Source organism: Pseudomonas sp. P110(2024) (assembly GCF_057480795.1).
This window is the reverse complement of the sequence record NZ_JBLIYT010000012.1, coordinates 1-24,200: the sequence shown is the minus strand read 5'-3', so window position 1 is coordinate 24,200 and position 24,200 is coordinate 1. Positions and strand designations below refer to the sequence as shown.

The window sequence follows — 24,200 nt, the reverse complement described above, 5'->3', positions numbered from 1 at the left end:
ACTCCGTTACTTGTCCGCAACCTTGACAGTGATATGGCAAGACCGCTTGACGATGCGATCAGCACGGCCTTTGGCACGTGGCATGATGCGCTTCAGCGAACGCCCTTCGTTGACGAAGACGGTGGAGACCTTCAGGTCATCAACGTCTGCGCCTTCGTTGTGTTCGGCGTTGGCAACGGCCGACTCGAGGACTTTCTTCATGATTTCAGCGGCTTTTTTGCTGCTGAAGGCCAACAGGTTGAGCGCTTCGCCCACCTTCTTCCCGCGGATCTGGTCGGCGACCAAGCGGGCTTTCTGGGCGGAGATGCGAGCGCCCGACAACTTAGCGGCTACTTCCATTTCCTTACCCCTTAACGCTTGGCTTTCTTGTCAGCCACGTGCCCGCGGTAGGTGCGGGTACCGGCGAACTCGCCCAGTTTGTGGCCGACCATGTCTTCGTTCACGAGAACTGGGACGTGTTGGCGACCGTTGTGTACCGCGATGGTCAGACCGACCATTTGTGGCAGGATCATCGAACGGCGCGACCAGGTTTTAACTGGCTTGCGATCGTTCTTCTCCACCGCCACTTCGACCTTCTTCAACAGGTGAAGATCGATAAAAGGACCTTTTTTCAGAGAACGTGGCACTGTCGTATCCCTCTAGTTACTTGCGACGACGGACGATCATGTTGTCGGTACGCTTATTACCACGGGTTTTAGCACCCTTGGTTGGGAAGCCCCATGGCGATACCGGATGACGACCACCGGAGGTACGACCTTCACCACCACCATGCGGGTGGTCAACCGGGTTCATGGCAACACCACGAACGGTTGGGCGAACGCCGCGCCAGCGTTTGGCACCAGCTTTACCCAGCGAACGCAGGCTGTGCTCGGAGTTCGAGACTTCGCCCAGGGTCGCACGGCACTCAGCCAGGACTTTACGCATTTCACCAGAGCGCAGACGCAGGGTCACGTAGACACCTTCACGAGCGATCAACTGAGCCGAAGCACCAGCGGAACGAGCGATCTGAGCACCTTTACCCGGCTTCAGTTCGATGCCGTGAATGGTGCTACCTACTGGGATGTTGCGCAGTTGCAGGGAGTTACCGGCCTTGATTGGGGCCAGAGCACCTGCGATCAGCTGGTCGCCAGCGCTCACGCCTTTAGGGGCGATGATGTAGCGACGCTCGCCGTCTGCGTAGCACAGCAGGGCGATGTGAGCAGTACGGTTCGGGTCGTATTCGATACGCTCGACAGTGGCTGGGATGCCATCTTTGTCGTTGCGACGGAAGTCAACCAGACGGTAATGCTGCTTATGACCACCACCAACGTGACGAGTGGTGATGCGGCCATTGTTGTTACGACCACCAGACTTCGATTTCTTCTCGAGCAGCGGTGCGTGAGGAGCGCCTTTGTGCAGCTCCTTGTTGACCACCTTGACCACGAAACGGCGGCCAGGGGAAGTCGGTTTGCATTTAACGATTGCCATGATGCACCCCTTCCTTACTCAGCACTGCTGCTGAAATCGAGATCTTGGCCTGGCTGAAGGGAGACGATCGCCTTCTTCCAGTCATTACGCTTGCCCAGACCACGTGCGGTACGCTTGGTTTTACCCAGAACGTTGACAGTCGACACGTTTTCAACTTTTACGTTGAACAGGCCTTCGACAGCTTTCTTGATTTCCAGCTTGGTTGCATCGGTAGCAACCTTGAATACGAACTGGCCTTTTTTCTCAGCCAGAACGGTAGCCTTCTCGGAAACGTGCGGGCCAAGGAGGACTTTGAATACGCGTTCCTGGTTCATCCCAGCAGCTCCTCGAATTTCTTCACGGCCGAGACAGTGATCAACACTTTCTCGTATGCGATCAGACTGACCGGGTCGGAACCTTGAACGTCACGTACGTCGACGTGCGGCAGGTTGCGAGCAGCCAGGTACAGGTTCTGATCAACAGCGTCGGAAACGATCAGAACGTCGTTCAGACCCATGCCGTTCAGCTTGTTCAGCAGATCCTTGGTTTTCGGCGCTTCAACAGCGAAGTCCTGAACCACGACCAGACGGTCGCTACGCACCAGCTCAGCGAGGATGGAGCGCAGGGCTGCGCGGTACATCTTCTTGTTGAGCTTCTGCGAGTGATCTTGAGGACGAGCTGCGAAGGTTACACCACCGCCACGCCAGATCGGACCACGGGTAGTACCGGCACGAGCACGGCCAGTACCTTTCTGACGCCATGGGCGCTTACCGCCACCGGCCACGTCAGAACGGGTCTTCTGCTGCTTGGTGCCCTGACGGCCGCCGGCCATGTAGGCCACGACTGCTTGGTGTACCAGCGTCTCGTTGAATTCGCCACCGAAGGTCAGTTCGGAAACTTCGATCGCCTGAGCGTCATTTACATTAAGTTGCATGTCAGTTTCCCCTTAACCGCGAGCCTTGACAGCCGGACGCACGACCACGTCGCCGCCAGTAGCGCCTGGGACGGCACCCTTGATCAGCAGCAGGTTGCGTTCAGCGTCTACGCGTACTACTTCCAGGGACTGAACAGTCACGCGCTCGGCGCCCATGTGACCGGACATTTTCTTGCCCTTGAATACACGACCAGGAGTCTGGCACTGGCCGATGGAGCCAGGGACACGGTGCGATACGGAGTTACCGTGGGTGTTGTCCTGACCACGGAAGTTCCAACGCTTGATGGTACCGGCGAAGCCTTTACCTTTGGACTGACCGGTTACGTCTACCAGCTGGCCTGCAGTGAAGAGTTCAGCTTTGATCAGATCGCCAGCCTGGAAATCGCCTTCTTCAAGACGGAACTCCCAGACACCGCGACCAGCGGCAACGTTAGCCTTGGCGAAGTGGCCTGCCTGAGCGGCAGTCACACGCGAAGCACGACGCTCGCCGACAGTGACTTGCACTGCACGGTAGCCATCGGTTTCTTCAGTTTTGAACTGGGTGACGCGATTCGGCTCGATCTCGATGACCGTGACCGGAATGGAGACACCTTCTTCGGTGAAAATACGGGTCATGCCCGCTTTTCGACCGACTACACCAATAGTCATGTTGTAAACCTCATGAGTGTACGGGGCTTTCACCCGCTATGGCCGCCCATTTCAGAGCGTTACACGACCAGACCGAAGTCTTAGCCGAGGCTGATCTGCACTTCCACGCCTGCCGCGAGATCAAGCTTCATCAGCGCATCAACGGTTTTATCCGTTGGCTGGACGATGTCCAGAACGCGCTTATGAGTGCGAATCTCGTACTGATCACGCGCGTCTTTGTTGACGTGCGGGGAGATCAGAACGGTGAAACGCTCTTTGCGGGTTGGCAGTGGAATTGGACCACGCACTTGTGCACCAGTACGTTTCGCGGTTTCCACGATTTCCTGGGTGGATTGGTCGATCAGGCGATGGTCGAAAGCCTTCAACCTGATACGGATTTGCTGATTTTGCATTGGATTTCAGACTCCAGGCTGTTCCCATCGGGCGCACTACGCCCGTTAAAAGGAGGCGTGATTCTATAGACGCCCCAAATTAGTGTCAACCCAATAAAAAAAACCCCCGCTGAGCGGGGGTTTTTTCAACCGATCGAGTGATTACTCGATGATTTTGGCCACGACGCCGGCGCCGACGGTACGACCGCCTTCACGGATGGCGAAGCGCAGACCGTCTTCCATTGCGATGGTCTTGATCAGGGTGACAGTCATCTGGATGTTGTCACCTGGCATTACCATCTCAACGCCTTCCGGCAGTTCGCAGTTACCGGTCACGTCAGTGGTACGGAAGTAGAACTGAGGACGGTAGCCTTTGAAGAACGGAGTGTGACGGCCGCCTTCTTCCTTCGACAGGACGTAGACTTCTGCGGTGAACTTGGTGTGCGGCTTGACCGAACCTGGCTTGACCAGAACCTGGCCACGCTCAACGTCGTCACGCTTGGTACCACGCAGCAGAACGCCGCAGTTCTCGCCAGCACGAGCTTCGTCCAGCAGCTTGCGGAACATCTCAACACCGGTGCAGGTGGTGGTGGTGGTGTCACGCAGACCAACGATTTCCAGCGGATCTTGAACGCGGACGATACCACGCTCGATACGGCCGGTAACAACGGTACCACGACCCGAGATCGAGAATACGTCTTCGATCGGCATCAGGAACGGCTGGTCGATGGCACGAACTGGCTCAGGGATGTAGGCATCCAGAGTTTCAACCAGCTTCTTGACAGCGCTGGTACCCATTTCGTTGTCGTCTTTGCCTTCCAGCGCCATACGAGCCGAACCGATGATGATCGGGGTGTCGTCGCCTGGGAAGTCGTAGGTGGACAGCAGGTCGCGAACTTCCATCTCGACCAGTTCCAGCAGCTCAGCGTCGTCTACCAGGTCAGCCTTGTTCAGGAAGACCACGATGTACGGAACGCCAACCTGACGGGACAGCAGGATGTGCTCACGGGTTTGTGGCATCGGACCATCGGCGGCCGAGCAAACCAGGATCGCGCCGTCCATCTGGGCAGCACCGGTGATCATGTTCTTCACGTAGTCAGCGTGACCTGGGCAGTCAACGTGAGCGTAGTGACGAATGTTCGAGTTGTACTCGACGTGAGCGGTGTTGATGGTGATACCGCGCGCTTTTTCTTCCGGAGCCGAGTCGATCTTGTCGAACTCAACAACGGCCGAACCGAAAACTTCGGAGCAGACGCGGGTCAGCGCTGCGGTCAGAGTGGTCTTACCGTGGTCAACGTGGCCGATGGTGCCGACGTTAACGTGAGGAAGGGAACGATCAAATTTTTCTTTAGCCACGACAGTGAACCTCTTGCCTAAAGGGGATTAGCCTTGTTTTTTAACGAGTGCTTCGACGATGTTCGACGGAGCTTCGGCGTATTTGGAGAATTCCATGGAGTAGCTTGCGCGACCCTGAGACATGGAACGAACGTCGGTTGCGTAACCGAACATCTCTCCGAGCGGTACCTCAGCAGTGATTACCTTGCCGGACACCGAGTCTTCATTACCCTGGATCATCCCGCGACGACGGCTCAGGTCACCCATCACGTCACCCAGGTAGTCTTCCGGGGTTACAACTTCGACCTTCATGATCGGCTCAAGGACCACGCCACCGCCCTTCTGGGCCAGTTGCTTGGTCGCCATCGAAGCGGCGATCTTGAACGCCATTTCGTTGGAGTCGACATCGTGGTACGAACCGTCGAATACGGTAGCCTTCAGGCCAAGCAGCGGATAGCCGGCAACAACGCCGTTTTTCATCTGCTCTTCGATACCCTTCTGGATCGGGGCGATGAATTCCTTAGGAATCACACCACCAACGACTTCGCTGGTGAACACCAGACCTTCGGTGATGTTGCCCTTCTCGTCGACGTCCGGCTCCGAGAAACGGATCCAGCAGTGACCGAACTGACCACGACCACCCGACTGACGAACGAACTTGCCTTCGATCTCGACGTTGGACTTGGTGATCTTCTCGCGGTAGGAAACCTGCGGCTTGCCGACGTTGCACTCGACGTTGAACTCGCGCTTCATGCGGTCAACGAGGATGTCCAGGTGCAGCTCACCCATACCGGAGATGATGGTCTGGCCGGTTTCTTCGTCGGTCTTGACGCGGAACGACGGGTCTTCCTGAGCCAGCTTGCCCAGTGCGATACCCATCTTCTCCTGGTCAGCCTTGGTTTTCGGCTCTACGGAGAGCGAAATTACCGGCTCAGGGAAGTCCATACGCTCGAGGATGATCGGCTTGTCGGCGTTGCACAGGGTGTCACCGGTGGTGACGTCCTTCATGCCGATCAGAGCAGCGATGTCGCCAGCGCGTACTTCTTTGATCTCTTCACGCTGGTTGGCGTGCATCTGCACCATACGACCAACGCGCTCTTTCTTGCCCTTGACCGAGTTGATGACGGAGTCACCGGAGGTCAGGAAGCCCGAGTAGACGCGAACGAAGGTCAGAGTACCCACGAACGGGTCGGTGGCAATCTTGAACGCCAGGGCCGAGAACGGCTCGTTGTCGTCAGCAGGACGCTCATCGTACTGCTCTGGAGTGACTTCATCCTTCGGCACGTCGATCAGGTCAGGGTGGATACCCTTGATCGCCGGGATTTCGGTCGGAGCGGGCAGGAAGTCGATAACGGCGTCGAGAACCAGGGGAACGCCCTTGTTCTTGAACGAGGAACCGCAGACAGCAGGAACGATCTCGCTCGCCAGGGTACGGGCGCGCAGACCAGCCTTGATGTCTTCGACGGACAGGTCACCTTCTTCAAGGTACTTGTTCATCAGCTCTTCGTTGGCCTCGGCAGCAGCTTCGACCATGTTGTTGCGCCATTCGTTGGCCAGGTCCACCAGCTCGGCAGGAATCTCTTCCTCACGGTAGGTAGTACCTTTGTCATCGTCGTTCCAGTAGATGGCTTTCATCTTGATCAGGTCAACCTGACCCTGGAAGTCGTCTTCTGCACCGATAGCCAGCTGGACCGGGACCGGGGTGTGACCCAGGCGGTTCTTGATCTGGCCGACAACGCGCAGGAAGTTGGCACCAGCACGGTCCATCTTGTTCACGTAGACAACACGTGGAACGCCGTACTTGTTGGCTTGACGCCATACGGTTTCGGACTGCGGCTCAACGCCGGAGGTACCGCAGAACACAACGACCGCGCCGTCGAGCACACGCAGCGAACGCTCTACTTCAATGGTGAAGTCAACGTGGCCGGGGGTATCGATGACGTTTACGCGGTAGTTGTCGTACTGACCACGGGAACCTTTCCAGAAGGTGGTAACGGCAGCGGAGGTAATGGTGATACCGCGCTCCTGCTCCTGCACCATCCAGTCGGTGGTCGCGGCGCCGTCATGCACCTCGCCCATCTTGTGGCTCAGACCTGTGTAGAACAGGATCCGCTCGGTAGTGGTAGTCTTGCCCGCGTCAACGTGCGCGCAGATACCGATGTTACGGTAGCGGTTAATTGCTGTAGTACGAGCCATAAAGCCCTCGCAAAATGATTGATGCTTGAATTAGAAGCGGTAGTGCGAGAACGCTTTGTTGGCTTCAGCCATACGGTGAACGTCTTCACGCTTCTTGACTGCAGCACCCTTGCCTTCAGCAGCATCCAGCAGCTCGCCAGCCAGGCGCAGAGCCATCGACTTCTCGCCGCGCTTGCGGGCGTAGTCTACGAGCCAGCGCATTGCCAGAGCGTTACGACGGGACGGACGAACTTCAACCGGAACCTGGTAAGTGGCACCGCCGACACGGCGGGACTTTACTTCGACCAGCGGAGCGATGGCGTCGAGAGCTTTCTCGAAGATTTCCAGGGGGTCGCTGTTCTTGCGTGCTTTGACGGTATCCAGGGCACCGTAAACGATGCGCTCGGCTACGGCCTTCTTGCCGCTTTCCATCACGTGGTTCATGAACTTGGCGAGGATCTGGGATCCGTACTTCGGATCGTCCAGGATCTCACGTTTTGCTGCTACACGACGTCTTGGCATGATAAGCCCTCAAACGGTCTTCAGGTTAGCCCGGGACGTGGGTCTTCGACCCCTGCCCGACCTTACTCTTATCGACTCAAAAAAATGGATGTCTGCAAACGACCGATTACTTCGGACGCTTGGTACCGTACTTCGAACGACCCTGGTTACGGCCTTTGACGCCCGAAGTATCCAGAGAGCCGCGAACGGTGTGGTAACGAACACCTGGCAAGTCTTTTACACGGCCGCCACGGATCAGGACGACGCTGTGCTCTTGCAGGTTGTGGCCTTCACCGCCGATGTACGAGGAAACCTCGAAACCGTTGGTCAGACGCACACGGCATACTTTACGCAGTGCCGAGTTAGGTTTTTTCGGCGTGGTGGTGTACACACGGGTGCACACGCCACGACGCTGCGGGCAGTTCTGCAGCGCAGGAACGTCGGACTTCTCGACCGAACGCTTACGCGGCTGACGTACCAGCTGGTTGATAGTTGCCATCTACTAGCTCCACTGATTGTCTTGCGACTCTATTGTCTTGCAAGAAAGCCAAAAATTGGCGAGACGGAGCCTCACCAAATTTAAGGGTACAAAAGTCTAAAGAGGATCTTGCACCCAGTCAAGACGAGGCCCCGGCCCTCCTCGCCCGATCATCGGCAACAATTCATGTCGCCGATGATCGCTAGAGGCTTGCCGGGGCCCTGCCCTGCACTTAGTTACCGCTGGAGTTCAGCGCTTCGGTCAGTGCGGCTTCCACCTCACTGGCGCTCACACGCAGCGGCTTGTCGGCATCACGGCGACGCTTGCGCTCGCTGTGGTAGGCCAGACCAGTACCGGCCGGGATCAGGCGACCCACGACCACGTTCTCTTTCAGGCCGCGCAGGTAGTCGCGCTTGCCGGTTACCGCCGCTTCGGTCAGTACGCGGGTGGTTTCCTGGAAGGAAGCCGCCGAGATGAACGATTCGGTGGACAGCGAGGCCTTGGTGATACCCAGCAGCACACGGGTGAACTTGGAGATGAACTTGTCTTCGCTGGCGAGACGCTCGTTCTCTACCAGTACCTGAGTCAGTTCCATCTGGTCGCCCTTGATGAAGCTGGAATCGCCCGACTCGGAGATCTCGACCTTGCGCAGCATCTGACGCAGGATGGTCTCGATGTGCTTGTCGTTGATCTTCACGCCTTGCAGACGGTAAACGTCCTGGATCTCGTTGACGATGTACTTCGCCAGCGCGCTCACACCCAGCAGACGCAGGATGTCGTGCGGATCGCTCGGGCCGTCGGAGATGACTTCGCCGCGGTTTACCTGTTCGCCTTCGAAGACGTTCAGGTGGCGCCACTTCGGAATCAGCTCTTCGTACGGATCGCTACCGTCGGTCGGAGTGATGACCAGACGACGCTTGCCCTTGGTCTCTTTACCGAACGCGATGGTGCCGCTGACTTCAGCCAGGATCGAGGCTTCTTTCGGACGACGCGCTTCGAACAGGTCGGCAACGCGTGGCAGACCACCGGTGATGTCACGGGTCTTCGACGTTTCTTGCGGGATACGCGCGATAACGTCACCGACGCCGATCTGGGCACCGTCAGCCACGCCGACAAGGGCGTTGGCCGGCAGGAAGTACTGGGCAGGCACGTCGGTGCCTGGCAGGTACAGGTCCTTGCCGTTGGCGTCGACCATCTTGATCGCCGGACGGATTTCCTTGCCGGCGGCAGGGCGATCCTTGACGTCCATCACTTCAATGTTGGTCAGGCCGGTCAGTTCGTCGGTCTGGCGCTTGATGGTGATGTTTTCTTCCATGCCCACGAAGGTCACGGTACCTTTGAGCTCGGTAACGATCGGGTGGGTGTGCGGGTCCCACTTGGCGACGATGGCGCCAGCTTCGACCTTCTCACCTTCCTTGACCGAAATCACCGCACCGTAAGGCAGCTTGTAACGCTCACGCTCACGACCGAATTCATCGGCAATGGCCAGCTCGCCGGAACGCGATACGGCAACCAGGTTGCCGTCGGCACGCTCGACCTGCTTCAGGTTGTGCAGACGCACCATACCGCCGTTCTTCACCTGGACGCTGTCGGCAGCCGAGGTACGGCTTGCAGCACCACCGATGTGGAACGTACGCATGGTCAGCTGGGTACCCGGCTCACCGATCGACTGTGCAGCGATAACGCCGACAGCTTCACCGATGTTCACCTGGTGACCGCGAGCCAGGTCGCGACCGTAGCACTTGGCGCAGATGCCGTAGCGGGTTTCGCAGTTGATCGGCGAACGCACGACCACTTCATCGATGCTGTTCAGCTCGATGAACTCGACCCACTGCTCATCCACCAGGGTACCGGCCGGAACGATGACGTCCTCGGTGCCTGGCTTGAACACGTCACGGGCGATGACACGACCCAGTACACGCTCACCCAGCGGCTCGACAACGTCACCGCCCTCGATGTGCGGGGTCATCAGCAGGCCCTGGTCGGTGCCGCAGTCGATCTCGGTAACCACCAGATCCTGCGCCACGTCTACCAGACGACGAGTCAGGTAACCGGAGTTAGCAGTCTTCAGTGCGGTATCCGCCAGACCCTTACGAGCACCGTGGGTCGAGATGAAGTACTGCAGTACGCTCAGACCTTCACGGAAGTTCGCGGTGATCGGCGTCTCGATGATCGAGCCGTCCGGCTTGGCCATCAGGCCACGCATACCGGCCAGCTGACGAATCTGGGCAGCGGAACCACGCGCACCGGAGTCGGCCATCATGTACATCGAGTTGAAGGACTCTTGCTCGACTTCCTTGCCCTCGCGGTCGACGACCTTCTCTTTCGAGAGGTTGGCCATCATCGCCTTGGACACTTCGTCGTTCGCCTTGGACCACAAGTCGATGACCTTGTTGTACTTCTCGCCCTGGGTAACCAGGCCGGAGGCGTACTGGCTCTCGATTTCCTTCACTTCGTCGGTGGCGGTACCGATGATGCGGGCTTTCTCGTCCGGGATCACGAAGTCGTTGACACCGATCGAAACGCCGGAAATGGTCGAATAAGCAAAACCGGTGTACATCAGCTGGTCGGCGAAGATCACGGTCTCTTTCAGACCAACCACGCGGTAGCACTGGTTGATCAGCTTGGAGATCGCCTTTTTCTTCATCGACTGGTTGACCACGTCGAACGGCAGGCCGGCAGGCACAACCTGGAACAGCAGCGCACGGCCGACAGTGGTGTCGACAATACGGGTGTTCTTGACGATGGAGCCGTCGCGCTCTTTCACGGTCTCGTTGATACGGACCTTGATTTTCGCGTGCAGGGCCGCTTCGCCGGCGCGGAATACGCGGTCGACTTCCTGCAGGTCGGCGAACACGCGACCTTCGCCCTTGGCATTGATGGCTTCACGGGTCATGTAGTACAGACCCAGTACAACGTCCTGCGACGGAACGATGATTGGCTCACCGTTGGCTGGCGACAGGATGTTGTTGGTCGACATCATCAGCGCGCGCGCTTCGAGCTGGGCTTCCAGGGTCAGCGGCACGTGAACGGCCATCTGGTCACCGTCGAAGTCGGCGTTGTACGCGGCGCAGACCAGCGGGTGCAGCTGAATAGCCTTGCCTTCGATCAGAACCGGTTCAAAGGCCTGGATACCCAGACGGTGCAGGGTCGGTGCACGGTTGAGCAGTACGGGGTGTTCGCGAATCACTTCGGCAAGGACGTCCCACACCTCTGGCAGCTCGCGCTCGACCATCTTCTTGGCGGCCTTGATGGTGGTCGCCAGACCACGCATTTCCAGCTTGCCGAAAATGAACGGCTTGAACAGCTCGAGGGCCATCTTCTTCGGCAGACCGCACTGGTGCAGACGCAGGGTCGGACCAACGGTAATTACCGAACGGCCGGAGTAGTCCACGCGCTTACCGAGCAGGTTCTGACGGAAGCGACCTTGCTTACCTTTGATCATGTCGGCCAGGGACTTCAGCGGACGCTTGTTCGAGCCGGTGATGGCGCGACCGCGACGGCCGTTGTCCAGCAGGGCGTCGACCGCTTCCTGCAGCATGCGCTTTTCGTTGCGCACGATGATGTCCGGCGCCGACAGATCGAGCAGGCGCTTCAGACGGTTGTTACGGTTGATCACCCGACGATACAGATCGTTCAGGTCGGAGGTCGCGAAGCGGCCGCCATCCAGCGGTACCAGCGGACGCAGGTCCGGCGGCAGTACTGGCAGGACGGTCAGGACCATCCACTCAGGCAGGTTGCCCGAGCCCTGGAAAGCTTCCATCAGCTTCAGGCGCTTGGACAGCTTCTTGATCTTGGTTTCCGAGTTGGTCTGCGGAATCTCTTCGCGCAGGCGGCCGATCTCGTGCTCCAGGTCGATAGCGTGCAGCAGCTCGCGGACAGCCTCGGCACCCATGCGGGCGTCGAAGTCGTCACCGAACTCTTCCAGCGCTTCGAAGTACTGTTCGTCGTTGAGCAGCTGACCCTTCTCGAGGGTGGTCATGCCCGGATCGATAACGACATAGCTCTCGAAATAGAGCACGCGCTCGATATCACGCAGGGTCATGTCCATCAGCAGGCCGATACGGGACGGCAGCGACTTCAGGAACCAGATGTGGGCAACCGGCGAAGCCAGTTCGATGTGCGCCATGCGCTCACGACGAACCTTGGCCAGGGCGACTTCAACGCCGCACTTCTCGCAGATCACGCCACGGTGCTTCAGGCGCTTGTACTTACCGCACAGGCACTCGTAGTCCTTGACTGGGCCAAAGATCTTGGCGCAGAACAGGCCGTCACGCTCAGGCTTGAACGTACGGTAGTTGATGGTTTCCGGCTTCTTAACTTCACCGAACGACCACGAACGGATCATTTCAGGCGACGCCAGACCGATGCGGATGGCGTCGAACTCTTCGACTTGACCCTGGTTTTTCAGCAAATTCAGTAGGTCTTTCAAGGCCTTTCCTCCTGGCGGAGCAGGGAGCGGGCATTACCTGCCCACTCCCCTTCGCGTCACGTGTTATTCGGTTTCCAGATCGATATCGATACCGAGCGAACGGATCTCTTTGATCAACACGTTGAAGGACTCGGGCATGCCCGGCTCCATACGGTGATCGCCATCCACGATGTTCTTGTACATCTTGGTACGGCCGTTCACGTCGTCCGACTTCACTGTGAGCATTTCTTGCAGGGTGTATGCCGCGCCGTATGCTTCCAGCGCCCACACTTCCATCTCCCCGAAACGCTGACCACCGAACTGCGCCTTACCACCCAGCGGCTGCTGGGTAACCAGGCTGTAGGAACCAGTGGAACGCGCGTGCATCTTGTCGTCCACCAAGTGGTTCAGCTTGAGCATGTACATGTAACCCACGGTCACAGGACGCTCGAACTTATTGCCGGTACGGCCATCGAACAGCACCATCTGGCCGCTTTCCGGCAGGTCTGCCAGTTTCAGCATGGCCTTGATCTCCCGCTCCTTGGCACCGTCGAAGACCGGAGTAGCCATAGGCACGCCTTTCTTCAGGTTGTTCGCCAGGGCGAGGATCTCTTCGTCGGTGAACTCTTCCAGGTTCTCCTGACGCCCACCGATTTCGTTGTAGATCTCGGTGAGGAAGGTACGCAGTTCAGCGGCTTTACGCTGCTCTTCGATCATGCGGTCGATCTTCTCGCCCAGGCCCTTGGCCGCGAGGCCCAGGTGGGTTTCGAGAATCTGACCGACGTTCATACGCGAAGGTACGCCCAGCGGGTTCAGTACGACGTCGACCGGAGTACCGTTGGCGTCGTGCGGCATGTCTTCGACCGGCATGATTACCGAGACGACACCCTTGTTACCGTGACGACCGGCCATCTTGTCACCCGGCTGGATGCGACGGCGGATTGCCAGGTAGACCTTGACGATCTTCAGTACGCCTGGAGCCAGGTCATCGCCCTGCTGCAGCTTGCGCTTCTTGTCTTCGAACTTGTCGTCCAGCAGGCGACGGCGATCGACGATGTACTGCTGAGCCTTTTCCAGCTGCTCGTTCAGTGCATCTTCGGCCATGCGCAGTTTGAACCACTGGCCGTGCTCCAGACCGTTCAGGACGTCATCGGTGATCACGGTGCCTTTCTTCAGGCCCGCGCCACCGTCGACCACCTGGCCGTTCAGGGCAGAACGCAGACGCTCGAAGGTCGCGCCTTCGACGATGCGGAACTCTTCGTTGAGGTCCTTGCGGATCTCGTCCAGCTGCATCTTCTCGATGGCCAGGGCGCGGCTGTCGCGCTCGACGCCATCACGGGTGAAGACCTGGACGTCGATGACGGTGCCCTTGGTGCCGGTCGGCACGCGCAGGGAGGTGTCTTTGACGTCGCTGGCCTTCTCACCGAAGATTGCGCGCAGCAGTTTTTCTTCCGGCGTCAGCTGGGTTTCGCCTTTTGGCGTTACCTTGCCGACCAGGATATCGCCAGCGCCGACTTCGGCACCCACGTAGACGATACCGGCTTCGTCCAGCTTGTTCAGCGCAGCCTCACCCACGTTCGGGATGTCCGCGGTGATTTCCTCTGGGCCAAGCTTGGTGTCACGCGCCACACAGGTCAGTTCCTGGATGTGGATCGTGGTGAAGCGGTCTTCCTGGACCACACGCTCGGACAGGCAGATGGAGTCTTCGAAGTTGAAGCCGTTCCACGCCATGAACGCGATGCGCATGTTCTGACCCAGTGCCAGTTCACCCATGTCGGTGGACGGGCCGTCGGCCATGATGTCGCCACGCTGAACCTTGTCACCCTTGCTCACCAGCGGACGCTGGTTGATGCAGGTGTTCTGGTTCGAACGGGTGTACTTGGTCAGGTTGTAGATATCCACACCTGCTTCGCCGGTTTCCACTTCGTCGTCGGCAACGCGGACAACGATACGGCTGGCGTCGACCGAGTCGATCACACCACCGCGGCGAGCAACCACGCAAACACCGGAGTCACGGGCGACGTTGCGCTCCATGCCGGTACCTACCAACGGCTTGTCGGCACGCAGGGTCGGTACAGCCTGACGCTGCATGTTCGAACCCATCAACGCACGGTTGGCGTCGTCGTGCTCGAGGAACGGAATCAGCGACGCTGCGACCGAGACTACCTGCTTCGGCGAAACGTCCATCAGGGTGACGTCTTCCGGCGCCTTGACGGTGAATTCGTTCAGATGACGAACGGCTACCAGCTCATCGACCAGCTGCTTCTTCTCGTTCATCGCGGCCGAAGCCTGGGCGATGACGTGATCGGCTTCTTCGATGGCCGACAGGAACACGATGTCGTCGCTGACAACGCCTTCCTTCACCACGCGGTACGGGCTTTCCAGGAAGCCGTACTGGTTGGTGCGGGCATAGGCCGCCAGGGAGTTGATCAGACCGATGTTCGGACCTTCAGGGGTCTCGATCGGGCACACGCGGCCGTAGTGGGTCGGGTGTACGTCACGGACTTCGAAGCCGGCGCGCTCACGGGTCAGACCACCCGGGCCGAGTGCGGAGACGCGGCGCTTGTGGGTGATCTCGGAGAGCGGGTTGTTCTGGTCCATGAACTGCGAGAGCTGGCTCGAACCGAAGAACTCCTTCACCGCCGCCGCTACCGGCTTGGCGTTGATCAGGTCCTGCGGCATCAGGCCTTCGCTTTCAGCCATCGACAGGCGCTCTTTGACCGCACGCTCTACGCGCACCAGGCCAACGCGGAACTGGTTCTCGGCCATCTCGCCGACACAACGGACGCGACGGTTACCGAGGTGGTCGATGTCGTCGACGATGCCCTTGCCGTTACGGATATCGACCAGGGTCTTGAGGACCTCGACGATGTCTTCCTTGCTCAGCACGCCCGAACCTTCGATCTCGGTGCGACCGATACGACGGTTGAACTTCATGCGACCAACGGCCGACAGGTCGTAACGCTCGGCGCTGAAGAACAGGTTGTTGAACAGGGTCTCGGCGGCATCCTTGGTTGGCGGCTCGCCTGGACGCATCATGCGGTAGATCTCGACCAGCGCTTCCAGTTGGTTGCTGGTGGTGTCGATCTTCAGGGTATCCGAGATGAACGGACCGCAGTCGATGTCGTTGGTGTACAGGGTCTCGACGCGGACAACCTGGGCCTTGGCGATCTTCACCAGCAGGTCGGTGGTCAGCTCGGTGTTGCACTCGGCGATGATCTCGCCGGTGGCAGGGTGCACGATCGCCTTGGCGGTGGTGCGACCCAGCACGTACTCCAGCGGTACGTCCAGCTCTTTCACGCCAGCCTTTTCCAGCTGGTTGATGTGGCGCGCGGTGATACGGCGGCCTTGCTCGACGATGACCTTGCCGCTGCCGTCATGGATGTCCATGACCGCAACTTCACCACGCAGACGCTGAGGCACCAGTTCCAGGCTCAGTTTTTCGCCGGACAGGTGGAACACGTTGGTGGTGTAGAAGGTGTTGAGTACTTCTTCGGTGCTGTAGCCCAGCGCGCGCAGCAGTACCGAGGCCGGCAGTTTGCGGCGACGGTCGATACGCACGAACACGCAGTCCTTCGGGTCGAACTCGAAGTCCAGCCAGGAACCGCGGTAAGGGATGATGCGCGCGGAGTACAGCAGCTTGCCCGAGCTGTGGGTCTTGCCACGGTCGTGGTCGAAGAACACACCCGGCGAGCGGTGCAGCTGAGATACGATCACACGCTCGGTACCGTTGATTACGAAGGTACCGTTCTCAGTCATCAGGGGGATTTCACCCATGTAGACTTCTTGCTCTTTGATGTCCTTGATCGCTTTGTTCGACGATTCCTTGTCGAAGATGATCAGGCGCACCTTCACCCGCAGCGGGACCGCGAAGGTCACACCACGCAGGACACATTCCTTCACATCGAACGCCGGCTCGCCCAGGCGATAGCCGACGTACTCCAGGGCAGCATTGCCGGAGTAGCTGATGATCGGGAATACCGATTTGAAGGCCGCATGCAGGCCGACGTCGCGGAACTGATCCTTGGATGCTCCCGCCTGCAGGAATTCGCGATACGAATCCAGCTGGATGGCCAGGAGGTAAGGCACATCCATGACGTCCGGCAACTTGCTAAAGTCCTTGCGGATACGTTTTTTCTCAGTGTATGAGTAAGCCATCAGCATTCCCCAGCTTGGTCACCTGCTTGTTTGGCATCTCCCGGCGGGAGCAGCCGAAAATCGTGCAAACCTCTTGGTTTGCGCCACCCTCATGGGTGTCTTGCAGCTCGTTATCGGGGCCGACCTGATCGGCCACCAATAACGGAAAAAGGCCGGTGGCATAAGCCACCAGCCATCAGTCCTTCGCTTAACGCTCGGACTGGAGTCGCAAAGTCGAAATTACTTCAGCTCGACTTTAGCGCCAGCTTCTTCCAGCTTCTTCTTCGCGTCTTCAGCGGCTTCTTTCGAAACGCCTTCAGCGATGACCTGAGGAGCGCCGTCGACTTTCTCTTTGGCTTCTTTCAGGCCCAGACCGGTCAGTTCACGAACTGCCTTGATCACGTTGACCTTCTTGTCGCCAGCTTCGGTCAGAACGACGTTGAACTCGGTCTGCTCTTCAGCAGCGGCAGCAGCAACAGCTGGGCCAGCGGCAACAGCGGCAGCAGCGGTAACGCCGAAGGTTTCTTCCATCGCTTTGATCAGCTCAACAATTTCCAGAACGGTTTTCTGGCCGATTGCTTCGATGATTTGCTCGTTAGTCAGAGACATGACTTAAATCCTGTATTGGGGTGACAGCCTACGCAGCCATCAAATTAAACGTATGATTTTGAAAGTGTTGCGCGTGCCTTAGGCAGCAGCAGCTTCTTTCTGGTCGCGCAGAGCTGCCAGGGTACGAGCCAGCTTGCTGGTTGCACCTTGGATTACGCTCATCAGCTGTGCGATAGCCTCATCGCGAGTTGGCAGGGTTGCCAGCACGTCGATCTGGTTAGCGGCAAGGAACTTGCCGTCAAACGCAGCTGCCTTGATCTCGAACTTGTCCTGACCCTTGGCGAACTCTTTGAACAGGCGGGCAGCAGCGCCCGGGTGTTCGTTGGAGAAAGCAATCAGGGTCGGGCCTTTGAACGCGTCGTTGAGGATCGAGAATTCGGTGCCTTCAACAGCGCGCTTGAGCAGGGTGTTACGTACGACACGTACGTAAACGCCAGCTTCGCGGGCCTCTTTACGGAGTCCGGTCATTGCGCCTACAGTCACACCACGGGCATCAGCCACGACAGCGGACAGAGCGACTTTGGCAGCCTCGTTGACTTCAGCGACGATGGCCTTCTTGTCTTCGAGTTTAATTGCCACGGGTTTACTCCTGGTTTCTACCGTTTCATCTGGCCGAAGCCGGATGTCGTTTTGGTGTCTGATTCGCGAACGAATCGGGAGCACCATCTGCGTAGGCTCGAGGTTTAAGGCTTGCGCCGCCTACGGTCTTGGATAGCCCCCGCCAGGCAGGGACCCCAATTTAGTAGCCGGTGCGACCAAGATCGCACCGACCGAGCATTACACGTTCAGCGAGCTCTGATCGATGATCAGACCTGGGCCCATGGTGGTGCTCAGGGTAACGCGCTTGACGTAGATACCTTTCGAGGAAGCCGGCTTGATACGCTTCAGATCAGCGATCAGGGCTTCAACGTTTTCCTTCAGCTTGCCGGCTTCGAAGCCGATCTTGCCAACGGAGGTATGGATGATACCGTTCTTGTCGGTACGGTAGCGAACCTGACCAGCCTTGGCGTTTTTCACGGCAGTGGCTACGTCTGGGGTCACGGTACCGACTTTCGGGTTAGGCATCAGGCCGCGAGGACCCAGAACCTGACCCAGCTGACCTACAACGCGCATTGCATCAGGCGATGCGATGACGACGTCATAGTTCAGGTCGCCGCCTTTCATTTCGGCAGCCAGGTCGTCCATACCTACACGGTCAGCGCCGGCAGCCAGAGCGGCCTCAGCAGCTGGGCCCTGGGTGAAGACGGCAACACGTACGGTCTTGCCAGTGCCGTGTGGCAGCACGGTAGCGCTACGAACGACCTGGTCGGATTTACGTGGGTCAACACCGAGGTTGACGGCGATGTCGTACGACTCGACGAACTTGGCAGCCGGCAGCGAAGCCAGCAGGGTTGCGGCTTCTTCGAAGTTGTAGGCCTTGCCTGCTTCGATTTTCTCGGCGATAGCCTTTTGGCGCTTGGTCAGCTTAGCCATTACACACCCTCCACGTTCAGGCCCATGCTACGGGCGGAGCCGGCGATGGTGCGTACAGCAGCGTCCATGTCAGCAGCGGTCAGATCGGCCTGCTTGGCCTTGGCGATCTCTTCCAGCTGAGCACGGGTGACGGTACCGACCTTGACGGTGTTCGGGCGAGCCGAACCGCTGGTCAGGCCAGCAGCTTTCTTCAGCAGAACCGAGGCAGGGGTGCTCTTGGTCTCGAAGGTGAAGCTACGGTCACTGTAGACAGTGATGATCACTGGAGTCGGCAGACCTGGCTCTTGACCCTGGGTACGGGCGTTGAAGGCCTTGCAGAATTCCATGATGTTCACACCGTGTTGACCCAGTGCTGGACCAACGGGTGGGCTTGGGTTGGCCTGGCCGGCCTTTACTTGCAGCTTGATGTAAGCCTGAATCTTCTTAGCCATGAGCTACTCCAAATTCGGGTACGAACGCCTGATGGCTCCCCGTTTGACTTGCGTTTTATCCCAGTGACGACAAAACCCCGCAGCACATAGGGCTGCGGGGTATGGGATGCTGCGTTCTGCTAGACCTTTTCGACCTGGCTGAACTCGAGCTCCACCGGGGTGGAGCGACCGAAAATGAGCACTGCAACCTGCAGACGGCTCTTTTCGTAGTTAACCTCTTCGACACTGCCATTGAAGTCGGCGAACGGACCATCAATGACGCGAACCACTTCACCCGGCTCGAACAGCGTCTTCGGCTTCGGCTTGTCACTCCCGTCGGCAACGCGACGCAGGATGGCCTCTGCCTCTTTATCGGTGATCGGCGCAGGCTTGTCTGCGGTACCACCAATGAAACCCATGACCCGAGGGGTATCCTTGACAAGGTGCCAAGTCCCTTCGTTCATTTCCATCTGGACCAGCACATAGCCAGGGAAGAACTTACGCTCGCTCTTGCGCTTCTGGCCGTTGCGCATTTCGACGACTTCTTCGGTCGGGACCAGGATCTCGCCGAATTCGTCTTCCATGCCAGCCAGCTTGACGCGCTCGATCAGGGAGCGCATTACATGCTTCTCGTAACCCGAGTAAGCATGCACAACATACCAACGCTTAGCCACGAGACACCCTTAGCCAACGATCAAGGAGACCAACCAGCCGAGCAGGGAATCTAGACCCCACAACAGCAGCGCCATGACCAGAACTACAGCCACGACAATCAGCGTGGTCTGAGTGGTTTCTTGGCGGGTCGGCCACACGACTTTACGGATCTCGGTACGAGCTTCCTTCGCCAGCGCAAAGAACGACTTACCTTTGGCGGTCTGCAGGGCAACGAAGCCAGCGACAGCAGCCAGGGCAAGCAGGACAAGCACGCGATACAGGATCGGCGAAGCGGAGTAATACTGATTACCCACGACACCGACGACTACCAATGCGACAACAGCGAGCCACTTGAACAGATCAAAACGCGATTCTTGGGCTTCAGTTTTGGGAGTCATCGAGGAGGATCCTGTGAGAAGAAAGCCATCACACCGAGGTGAATGGCAGGTCAGGAGGGAATCGAACCCCCAACCTACGGTTTTGGAGACCGTCGCTCTGCCAATTGAGCTACTGACCTATAACGCTGTATCAGGCCGGCCATTATACCGGCCTGATCAAGTAAATCAACTACTTATTCAATAATTTTCGCTACGACGCCGGCGCCGACGGTACGACCGCCTTCACGGATGGCGAAGCGCAGACCGTCTTCCATTGCGATGGTCTTGATCAGGGTGACAGTCATCTGGATGTTGTCACCTGGCATTACCATCTCAACGCCTTCCGGCAGTTCGCAGTTACCGGTCACGTCAGTGGTACGGAAGTAGAACTGAGGACGGTAGCCTTTGAAGAACGGAGTGTGACGGCCGCCTTCTTCCTTCGACAGGACGTAGACTTCTGCGGTGAACTTGGTGTGCGGCTTGACCGAACCTGGCTTGACCAGAACCTGGCCACGCTCAACGTCGTCACGCTTGGTACCACGCAGCAGAACGCCGCAGTTCTCGCCAGCACGACCTTCGTCCAGCAGCTTGCGGAACATCTCAACACCGGTGCAGGTGGTGGTGGTGGTGTCACGCAGACCAACGATTTCCAGCGGATCTTGAACGCGGACGATACCACGCTCGATACGGCCGGTAACAACGGTACCACGACCCGAGATCGAGAATACGTCTTCGATCGGCATCAGGAACGGCTGGTCGATGGCACGAACTGGCTCAGGGATGTAGGCATCCAGAGTTTCAACCAGCTTCTTGACAGCGCTGGTACCCATTTCGTTGTCGTCTTTGCCTTCCAGCGCCATACGAGCCGAACCGATGATGATCGGGGTGTCGTCGCCTGGGAAGTCGTAGGTGGACAGCAGGTCGCGAACTTCCATCTCGACCAGTTCCAGCAGCTCAGCGTCGTCTACCAGGTCAGCCTTGTTCAGGAAGACCACGATGTACGGAACGCCAACCTGACGGGACAGCAGGATGTGCTCACGGGTTTGTGGCATCGGACCATCGGCGGCCGAGCAAACCAGGATCGCGCCGTCCATCTGGGCAGCACCGGTGATCATGTTCTTCACGTAGTCAGCGTGACCTGGGCAGTCAACGTGAGCGTAGTGACGAATGTTCGAGTTGTACTCGACGTGAGCGGTGTTGATGGTGATACCGCGCGCTTTTTCTTCCGGAGCCGAGTCGATCTTGTCGAACTCAACGACGGCCGAACCGAAAACTTCGGAGCAGACGCGAGTCAGCGCTGCAGTCAGAGTAGTCTTACCGTGGTCAACGTGGCCGATAGTGCCGACGTTAACGTGAGGTAGCGAACGATCAAACTTTTCCTTAGCCATCGATACAGTCCTCCGCAGAAGAAATTGTCATACAGCCTATAAAACAAAGGCAGATATTTTCATATCTGCCTTGTTTATATGGAGCTCTTGAGCGGACTTGAACCGCTGACCTCACCCTTACCAAGGGTGTGCTCTACCAACTGAGCTACAAGAGCGAAACACTTTGTGCAACAACAGCAAACTTGGAGCGGGTAGCGGGAATCGAACCCGCATCATCAGCTTGGAAGGCTGAGGTTCTACCACTAAACTATACCCGCGGAGCTTGCAGCTCTCGCTAAAACTGGTGGAGGGAGAAGGATTCGAACCTTCGAAGCTCTCGCAACGGATTTACAGTCCGTCCCCTTTGACCGCTCGGGAATCCCTCCAGATGTGGCCGGCATTCTATTTGTCTGCCGCCCTAGTGTCAAGCGTTTTTTCAAATTTTTTCAATCAAATCTGAAACTTAGCTGCTTTGACACCGCTTCGGGCTCTACCACCTCAGTGGTGTTCCCTGTGAAGCGGGCGCCATTCTATCAAGCTATTCAGCAGTTGCAATACCCTCGCACAAAATAATTTTGTGTTTTAAGTCTTTGAAATCCTTGGAAAGAGTCGAGAGCACCGCAGGGTCCAGCAAACGCTCGCTTTCAGGGGCTATCTTGAGCCAGAAGCCCTCGGCGCCCGGCAACTGCCCAACCACCGGCAGGGCGACGATATCCAGGCTGACCAGGCGCTGACGCAGGGCATCGAGCTGCTCGCGAACCGCCAGACCACCCACTACCAAGCATTCGTCGCGCCGCCTGGCAGGTGCCGCGGCCCCGGTCTCGCGCAAAAGGCGTATTTCCTGCTGGGAGCCTTTGTACAACGACAACGGGGCGACTTCCTTGACCTTAAGCGGAGCTTCCTGCTGGTGCCACACGTAATAAACGACGTTGAGCACTACCAACAGCAGAAATAACCAGCGCATAGTCACCTCGACTCAATTGGGCAGGCCATGGCCAGGCCGACAAAGACCAGATCCGGCACGATCCGCGCCTGAGGTGCAGCGTCTTGCACCAACGGCGCATCACCCCCGGTCAGGAAGACCGTGAAATCCTCATCCCAAAGCGCCCTCGCCTGCTCGATCTGGGTACGGGCAAAGCCCTGGAGCATCAACACGCAACCACGCTCGACCGCTTCGACGGTGGAGCGCCCCGGTGCCAGGCTGCCCAGGGCACGCTCGGCCGAGGCATCGTCATAGCGGATTCGCCGGGTGTGGGTGCGCAACTGGCTACGCATCAGCGGCATGCCCGGACAGATATACCCACCGAGGTGCTCACCGTCGGCCGCGACATAGTCGGCCTTGGCCGCAGTACCGAAATCGATGACCAGGCAGGCGCGACCCGCCAGGTGATAGGCGCCCAACGCGCCGAGCCAGCGATCCATCCCCAGGCGCTGGTAGTCCTCGTAGCCATTGCGAACGCCGGCCATTTCCTTCACCGGCTGGGCCACACTCACTTCGACCCCGAACGAAGCCAGGATCAACGCACACAGCGCCGAAGTCTCTTCTTCACTGCGTACGCTGACCATCCGGCAGCCGATCAGGCGCAGCGATGAAAGCGCCGCGACAGCCGCCACCAGCGCCTGGTCGGAGTCGACGATACCGCCCCCATTGATGGTGGCGTCAGCCGCATGGATGACGCGCCACTTGATAAAACTGTTTCCGCAATCGAGCTCAAGAATCATCACGCAACCTCAAACTGAGCTCGCCACCGCTGAAGCTCTTTTCCACACCACCCACCTCGAGACGCAAGCCGCCCTGCCCATCCACGCCCAACGCCACCCCATCGATGCGAGTGGTGCCGGCGACCAGCGAAACTTTCCGCCCCTGCCACAGGTGCGCCTGCTCCCATTCTTCCTGGAACGCGGCGAAACCATAGCGGCGATGACGGGCCAGCTCATGCTGCAGTTGCTGACTTAGCTCCGCCACCAAGCGGTTGCGATCCACCAACTGTCCGGTCTCGCCGCGCATGGAGGTCCAGGGTTGGTCGATCCGCTCCCCGCCCTGCATGTTCACGTTGATACCGATACCCAGCACCACATGGCAGACGTCTGCCGGATCGCCGACCAGCTCCAGGAGGATGCCGGTGATCTTGCGCCCGCTAGCCAGGACATCATTGGGCCATTTCAGCCCGACATCCTTCAGGCCGAACGTCTTCAGCGTGCGCATGACCGCCAGGCCAACCACCAGGCTCAATCCCTCGAGCTGGCGCATGCCGCCATCGATACGCAGCACCAGGCTGTAATAGAGGTTTTCAGCGAACGGACTGACCCATTGGCGGCCACGACGTCCGCGCCCAGCGCTCTGGCGTTCGGCCAGCACCAGGAACGGCGCCGCCTGCCCTTGGGCGGCAAGCCTCAGGCCCTCGGCATTGGTGGAGTCGATGGTGTCATGAATGAAAGCCGGCCACGGCTCGCCCCCCGAAAACCCGGCGATCGCCTGAGATTCAAGCAGGTTCAGTGGCGCTGCCAACTGATAGCCACGGCCGCGGACCTTGTGAATGGTCAGGTTCAGTTCGCTCTCAAGGTGCTGCAGCTGCTTCCAGACGGCGCTGCGGCTTACCCCGAGGGCGGCCCCCAAGGCTTCTCCGGAATGGAACCGGCCATCCTTGAGGAGATTCAACAACTTCAGCATGCCAGTCTCGACTTGGAATAAGGCTGGCATGATAGCCACGCCCCGAGGGCTTGCATAGGAAAAGGGCTACCGCCAGCCCCACAGCCGACGCGATCCCTGTAGGAGCGCCGGTATGGCGTTGATGTTGGAACGCGGAAAAGACAAAACCCCTACCTGCTCGCGCAGATAGGGGTTTTGCGAAATGAATCTTGACGATGACCTAC

At 58.4% G+C, this 24,200-nt stretch carries 24 protein-coding genes and 4 tRNA genes; all 28 read right to left on the bottom strand.

Translation table 11 applies throughout. The annotated features are described in order from the left end of the window. Positions 1 to 6: 6 nt before the first annotated feature. On the bottom strand, positions 7 to 339 hold the full coding sequence (rplV, locus tag AC25ND_RS19355) for a 50S ribosomal protein L22 (RefSeq protein ID WP_003103908.1): 333 nt from the start codon (positions 337 to 339) through the stop codon (positions 7 to 9). Positions 340 to 350: 11 nt separating this feature from the next. Continuing rightward, on the bottom strand, positions 351 to 626 hold the full coding sequence (rpsS, locus tag AC25ND_RS19350) for a 30S ribosomal protein S19 (protein ID WP_003255482.1): 276 nt from the start codon (positions 624 to 626) through the stop codon (positions 351 to 353). Positions 627 to 642: 16 nt separating this feature from the next. Then, positions 643 to 1,467, bottom strand: a complete 825-nt coding sequence (rplB, locus tag AC25ND_RS19345; protein WP_027915105.1) for a 50S ribosomal protein L2 — start codon at positions 1,465 to 1,467, stop codon at positions 643 to 645. 14 nt (positions 1,468 to 1,481) lie between these two features. Beyond that, positions 1,482 to 1,781, bottom strand: a complete 300-nt coding sequence (gene rplW / locus AC25ND_RS19340; protein WP_003255484.1) for a 50S ribosomal protein L23 — start codon at positions 1,779 to 1,781, stop codon at positions 1,482 to 1,484. Further along, entirely contained in the window at positions 1,778 to 2,380 is a 603-nt protein-coding gene (gene rplD, locus AC25ND_RS19335) for a 50S ribosomal protein L4 (protein ID WP_008089819.1), read from the bottom strand. The genes rplW and rplD overlap by 4 nt, the downstream gene beginning before the upstream one ends. Before the next feature lie 12 nt (positions 2,381 to 2,392). Then, positions 2,393 to 3,028: a 50S ribosomal protein L3 gene (gene rplC / locus AC25ND_RS19330; protein WP_011531887.1), complete on the bottom strand. Its 636-nt coding sequence runs from the start codon at positions 3,026 to 3,028 to the stop codon at positions 2,393 to 2,395. 80 nt (positions 3,029 to 3,108) lie between these two features. Continuing rightward, complete coding sequence (gene rpsJ, locus AC25ND_RS19325; RefSeq protein ID WP_003103876.1) at positions 3,109 to 3,420, bottom strand: 30S ribosomal protein S10; 312 nt, start codon at positions 3,418 to 3,420, stop codon at positions 3,109 to 3,111. 141 nt (positions 3,421 to 3,561) lie between these two features. Further along, positions 3,562 to 4,755 (bottom strand): elongation factor Tu, encoded by a 1,194-nt coding sequence (gene tuf, locus AC25ND_RS19320; RefSeq protein WP_486976528.1) that lies wholly within the window; start codon positions 4,753 to 4,755, stop codon positions 3,562 to 3,564. Between the two features lie 27 nt (positions 4,756 to 4,782). Continuing rightward, the gene (fusA, locus tag AC25ND_RS19315) at positions 4,783 to 6,930 is read right to left on the bottom strand and encodes an elongation factor G (RefSeq protein ID WP_028692257.1); all 2,148 of its coding nucleotides are present in this window, start codon (positions 6,928 to 6,930) and stop codon (positions 4,783 to 4,785) included. 30 nt (positions 6,931 to 6,960) lie between these two features. Next, the gene (rpsG, locus tag AC25ND_RS19310; RefSeq protein ID WP_003246741.1) at positions 6,961 to 7,431 is read right to left on the bottom strand and encodes a 30S ribosomal protein S7; all 471 of its coding nucleotides are present in this window, start codon (positions 7,429 to 7,431) and stop codon (positions 6,961 to 6,963) included. A 106-nt stretch (positions 7,432 to 7,537) separates the two neighbouring features. Continuing rightward, the gene (gene rpsL, locus AC25ND_RS19305; RefSeq protein ID WP_003255492.1) at positions 7,538 to 7,909 is read right to left on the bottom strand and encodes a 30S ribosomal protein S12; all 372 of its coding nucleotides are present in this window, start codon (positions 7,907 to 7,909) and stop codon (positions 7,538 to 7,540) included. Between the two features lie 211 nt (positions 7,910 to 8,120). After that, entirely contained in the window at positions 8,121 to 12,320 is a 4,200-nt protein-coding gene (rpoC, locus tag AC25ND_RS19300; RefSeq protein ID WP_028692258.1) for a DNA-directed RNA polymerase subunit beta', read from the bottom strand. Positions 12,321 to 12,383: 63 nt separating this feature from the next. Continuing rightward, positions 12,384 to 16,457, bottom strand: coding sequence for a DNA-directed RNA polymerase subunit beta (gene rpoB, locus AC25ND_RS19295; protein WP_028692259.1), 4,074 nt, complete (start codon positions 16,455 to 16,457; stop codon positions 12,384 to 12,386). Next, entirely contained in the window at positions 16,438 to 16,626 is a 189-nt protein-coding gene (locus tag AC25ND_RS19290) for a hypothetical protein (RefSeq protein ID WP_143496079.1), read from the bottom strand. Before AC25ND_RS19290 ends, rpoB begins: the two co-directional genes overlap by 20 nt. A 50-nt stretch (positions 16,627 to 16,676) precedes the next feature. Beyond that, positions 16,677 to 17,045: a 50S ribosomal protein L7/L12 gene (gene rplL / locus AC25ND_RS19285; protein WP_011531883.1), complete on the bottom strand. Its 369-nt coding sequence runs from the start codon at positions 17,043 to 17,045 to the stop codon at positions 16,677 to 16,679. Between the two features lie 78 nt (positions 17,046 to 17,123). Further along, positions 17,124 to 17,624: a 50S ribosomal protein L10 gene (rplJ, locus tag AC25ND_RS19280; RefSeq protein ID WP_003257082.1), complete on the bottom strand. Its 501-nt coding sequence runs from the start codon at positions 17,622 to 17,624 to the stop codon at positions 17,124 to 17,126. 198 nt (positions 17,625 to 17,822) lie between these two features. Next, entirely contained in the window at positions 17,823 to 18,518 is a 696-nt protein-coding gene (gene rplA / locus AC25ND_RS19275) for a 50S ribosomal protein L1 (protein WP_028692260.1), read from the bottom strand. Then, positions 18,518 to 18,949 carry a 50S ribosomal protein L11 gene (gene rplK / locus AC25ND_RS19270; protein ID WP_028692261.1) on the bottom strand — a complete coding sequence of 144 codons (432 nt, stop codon included), beginning with the start codon at positions 18,947 to 18,949 and terminating at the stop codon, positions 18,518 to 18,520. Before rplK ends, rplA begins: the two co-directional genes overlap by 1 nt. A 119-nt stretch (positions 18,950 to 19,068) precedes the next feature. Next, on the bottom strand, positions 19,069 to 19,602 hold the full coding sequence (gene nusG, locus AC25ND_RS19265) for a transcription termination/antitermination protein NusG (RefSeq protein ID WP_011531880.1): 534 nt from the start codon (positions 19,600 to 19,602) through the stop codon (positions 19,069 to 19,071). Between the two features lie 9 nt (positions 19,603 to 19,611). Next, positions 19,612 to 19,980: a preprotein translocase subunit SecE gene (secE, locus tag AC25ND_RS19260; RefSeq protein WP_011531879.1), complete on the bottom strand. Its 369-nt coding sequence runs from the start codon at positions 19,978 to 19,980 to the stop codon at positions 19,612 to 19,614. A gap of 43 nt (positions 19,981 to 20,023) precedes the next feature. Next, positions 20,024 to 20,099, bottom strand: a tRNA-Trp gene (locus AC25ND_RS19255). A 54-nt stretch (positions 20,100 to 20,153) separates the two neighbouring features. Then, complete coding sequence (gene tuf / locus AC25ND_RS19250; protein ID WP_182323863.1) at positions 20,154 to 21,347, bottom strand: elongation factor Tu; 1,194 nt, start codon at positions 21,345 to 21,347, stop codon at positions 20,154 to 20,156. A 79-nt stretch (positions 21,348 to 21,426) separates the two neighbouring features. Further along, positions 21,427 to 21,502: transfer RNA gene (locus AC25ND_RS19245), tRNA-Thr, on the bottom strand. Positions 21,503 to 21,530: 28 nt separating this feature from the next. Beyond that, positions 21,531 to 21,604 (bottom strand) — tRNA-Gly (locus AC25ND_RS19240). 24 nt (positions 21,605 to 21,628) lie between these two features. Further along, positions 21,629 to 21,712: transfer RNA gene (locus AC25ND_RS19235), tRNA-Tyr, on the bottom strand. A 152-nt stretch (positions 21,713 to 21,864) separates the two neighbouring features. Further along, the gene (locus AC25ND_RS19230; protein ID WP_028692319.1) at positions 21,865 to 22,290 is read right to left on the bottom strand and encodes a hypothetical protein; all 426 of its coding nucleotides are present in this window, start codon (positions 22,288 to 22,290) and stop codon (positions 21,865 to 21,867) included. A gap of 2 nt (positions 22,291 to 22,292) precedes the next feature. Then, positions 22,293 to 23,048 carry a pantothenate kinase gene (locus tag AC25ND_RS19225; RefSeq protein WP_028692320.1) on the bottom strand — a complete coding sequence of 252 codons (756 nt, stop codon included), beginning with the start codon at positions 23,046 to 23,048 and terminating at the stop codon, positions 22,293 to 22,295. Further along, positions 23,038 to 23,997: a bifunctional biotin--[acetyl-CoA-carboxylase] ligase/biotin operon repressor BirA gene (birA, locus tag AC25ND_RS19220; protein ID WP_186596845.1), complete on the bottom strand. Its 960-nt coding sequence runs from the start codon at positions 23,995 to 23,997 to the stop codon at positions 23,038 to 23,040. The genes AC25ND_RS19225 and birA overlap by 11 nt, the downstream gene beginning before the upstream one ends. Between the last annotated feature and the right edge of the window lie 203 nt (positions 23,998 to 24,200).

Excerpts from the sequence above, each read along its gene's own strand:
- AC25ND_RS19225 (WP_028692320.1), bottom strand. The coding sequence starts at position 23,048 with ATGATTCTTGAGCTCGATTGCGGAAACAGTTTTATCAAGTGGCGCGTC.
- rpsL (WP_003255492.1), bottom strand. The coding sequence starts at position 7,909 with ATGGCAACTATCAACCAGCTGGTACGTCAGCCGCGTAAGCGTTCGGTC.
- rplV (WP_003103908.1), bottom strand. The coding sequence starts at position 339 with ATGGAAGTAGCCGCTAAGTTGTCGGGCGCTCGCATCTCCGCCCAGAAA.
- rplK (WP_028692261.1), bottom strand. The coding sequence starts at position 18,949 with ATGGCTAAGAAGATTCAGGCTTACATCAAGCTGCAAGTAAAGGCCGGC.
- rpsJ (WP_003103876.1), bottom strand. The coding sequence starts at position 3,420 with ATGCAAAATCAGCAAATCCGTATCAGGTTGAAGGCTTTCGACCATCGC.
- rpsG (WP_003246741.1), bottom strand. The coding sequence starts at position 7,431 with ATGCCAAGACGTCGTGTAGCAGCAAAACGTGAGATCCTGGACGATCCG.
- rplA (WP_028692260.1), bottom strand. The coding sequence starts at position 18,518 with ATGGCTAAGCTGACCAAGCGCCAAAAGGCTATCGCCGAGAAAATCGAA.
- rplW (WP_003255484.1), bottom strand. The coding sequence starts at position 1,781 with ATGAACCAGGAACGCGTATTCAAAGTCCTCCTTGGCCCGCACGTTTCC.
- tuf (WP_182323863.1), bottom strand. The coding sequence starts at position 21,347 with ATGGCTAAGGAAAAGTTTGATCGTTCGCTACCTCACGTTAACGTCGGC.
- rpoB (WP_028692259.1), bottom strand. The coding sequence starts at position 16,457 with ATGGCTTACTCATACACTGAGAAAAAACGTATCCGCAAGGACTTTAGC.
- rplD (WP_008089819.1), bottom strand. The coding sequence starts at position 2,380 with ATGCAACTTAATGTAAATGACGCTCAGGCGATCGAAGTTTCCGAACTG.
- rplB (WP_027915105.1), bottom strand. The coding sequence starts at position 1,467 with ATGGCAATCGTTAAATGCAAACCGACTTCCCCTGGCCGCCGTTTCGTG.
- rplL (WP_011531883.1), bottom strand. The coding sequence starts at position 17,045 with ATGTCTCTGACTAACGAGCAAATCATCGAAGCAATCGGCCAGAAAACC.
- rplC (WP_011531887.1), bottom strand. The coding sequence starts at position 3,028 with ATGACTATTGGTGTAGTCGGTCGAAAAGCGGGCATGACCCGTATTTTC.
- secE (WP_011531879.1), bottom strand. The coding sequence starts at position 19,980 with ATGACTCCCAAAACTGAAGCCCAAGAATCGCGTTTTGATCTGTTCAAG.
- fusA (WP_028692257.1), bottom strand. The coding sequence starts at position 6,930 with ATGGCTCGTACTACAGCAATTAACCGCTACCGTAACATCGGTATCTGC.
- AC25ND_RS19230 (WP_028692319.1), bottom strand. The coding sequence starts at position 22,290 with ATGCGCTGGTTATTTCTGCTGTTGGTAGTGCTCAACGTCGTTTATTAC.
- birA (WP_186596845.1), bottom strand. The coding sequence starts at position 23,997 with ATGCTGAAGTTGTTGAATCTCCTCAAGGATGGCCGGTTCCATTCCGGA.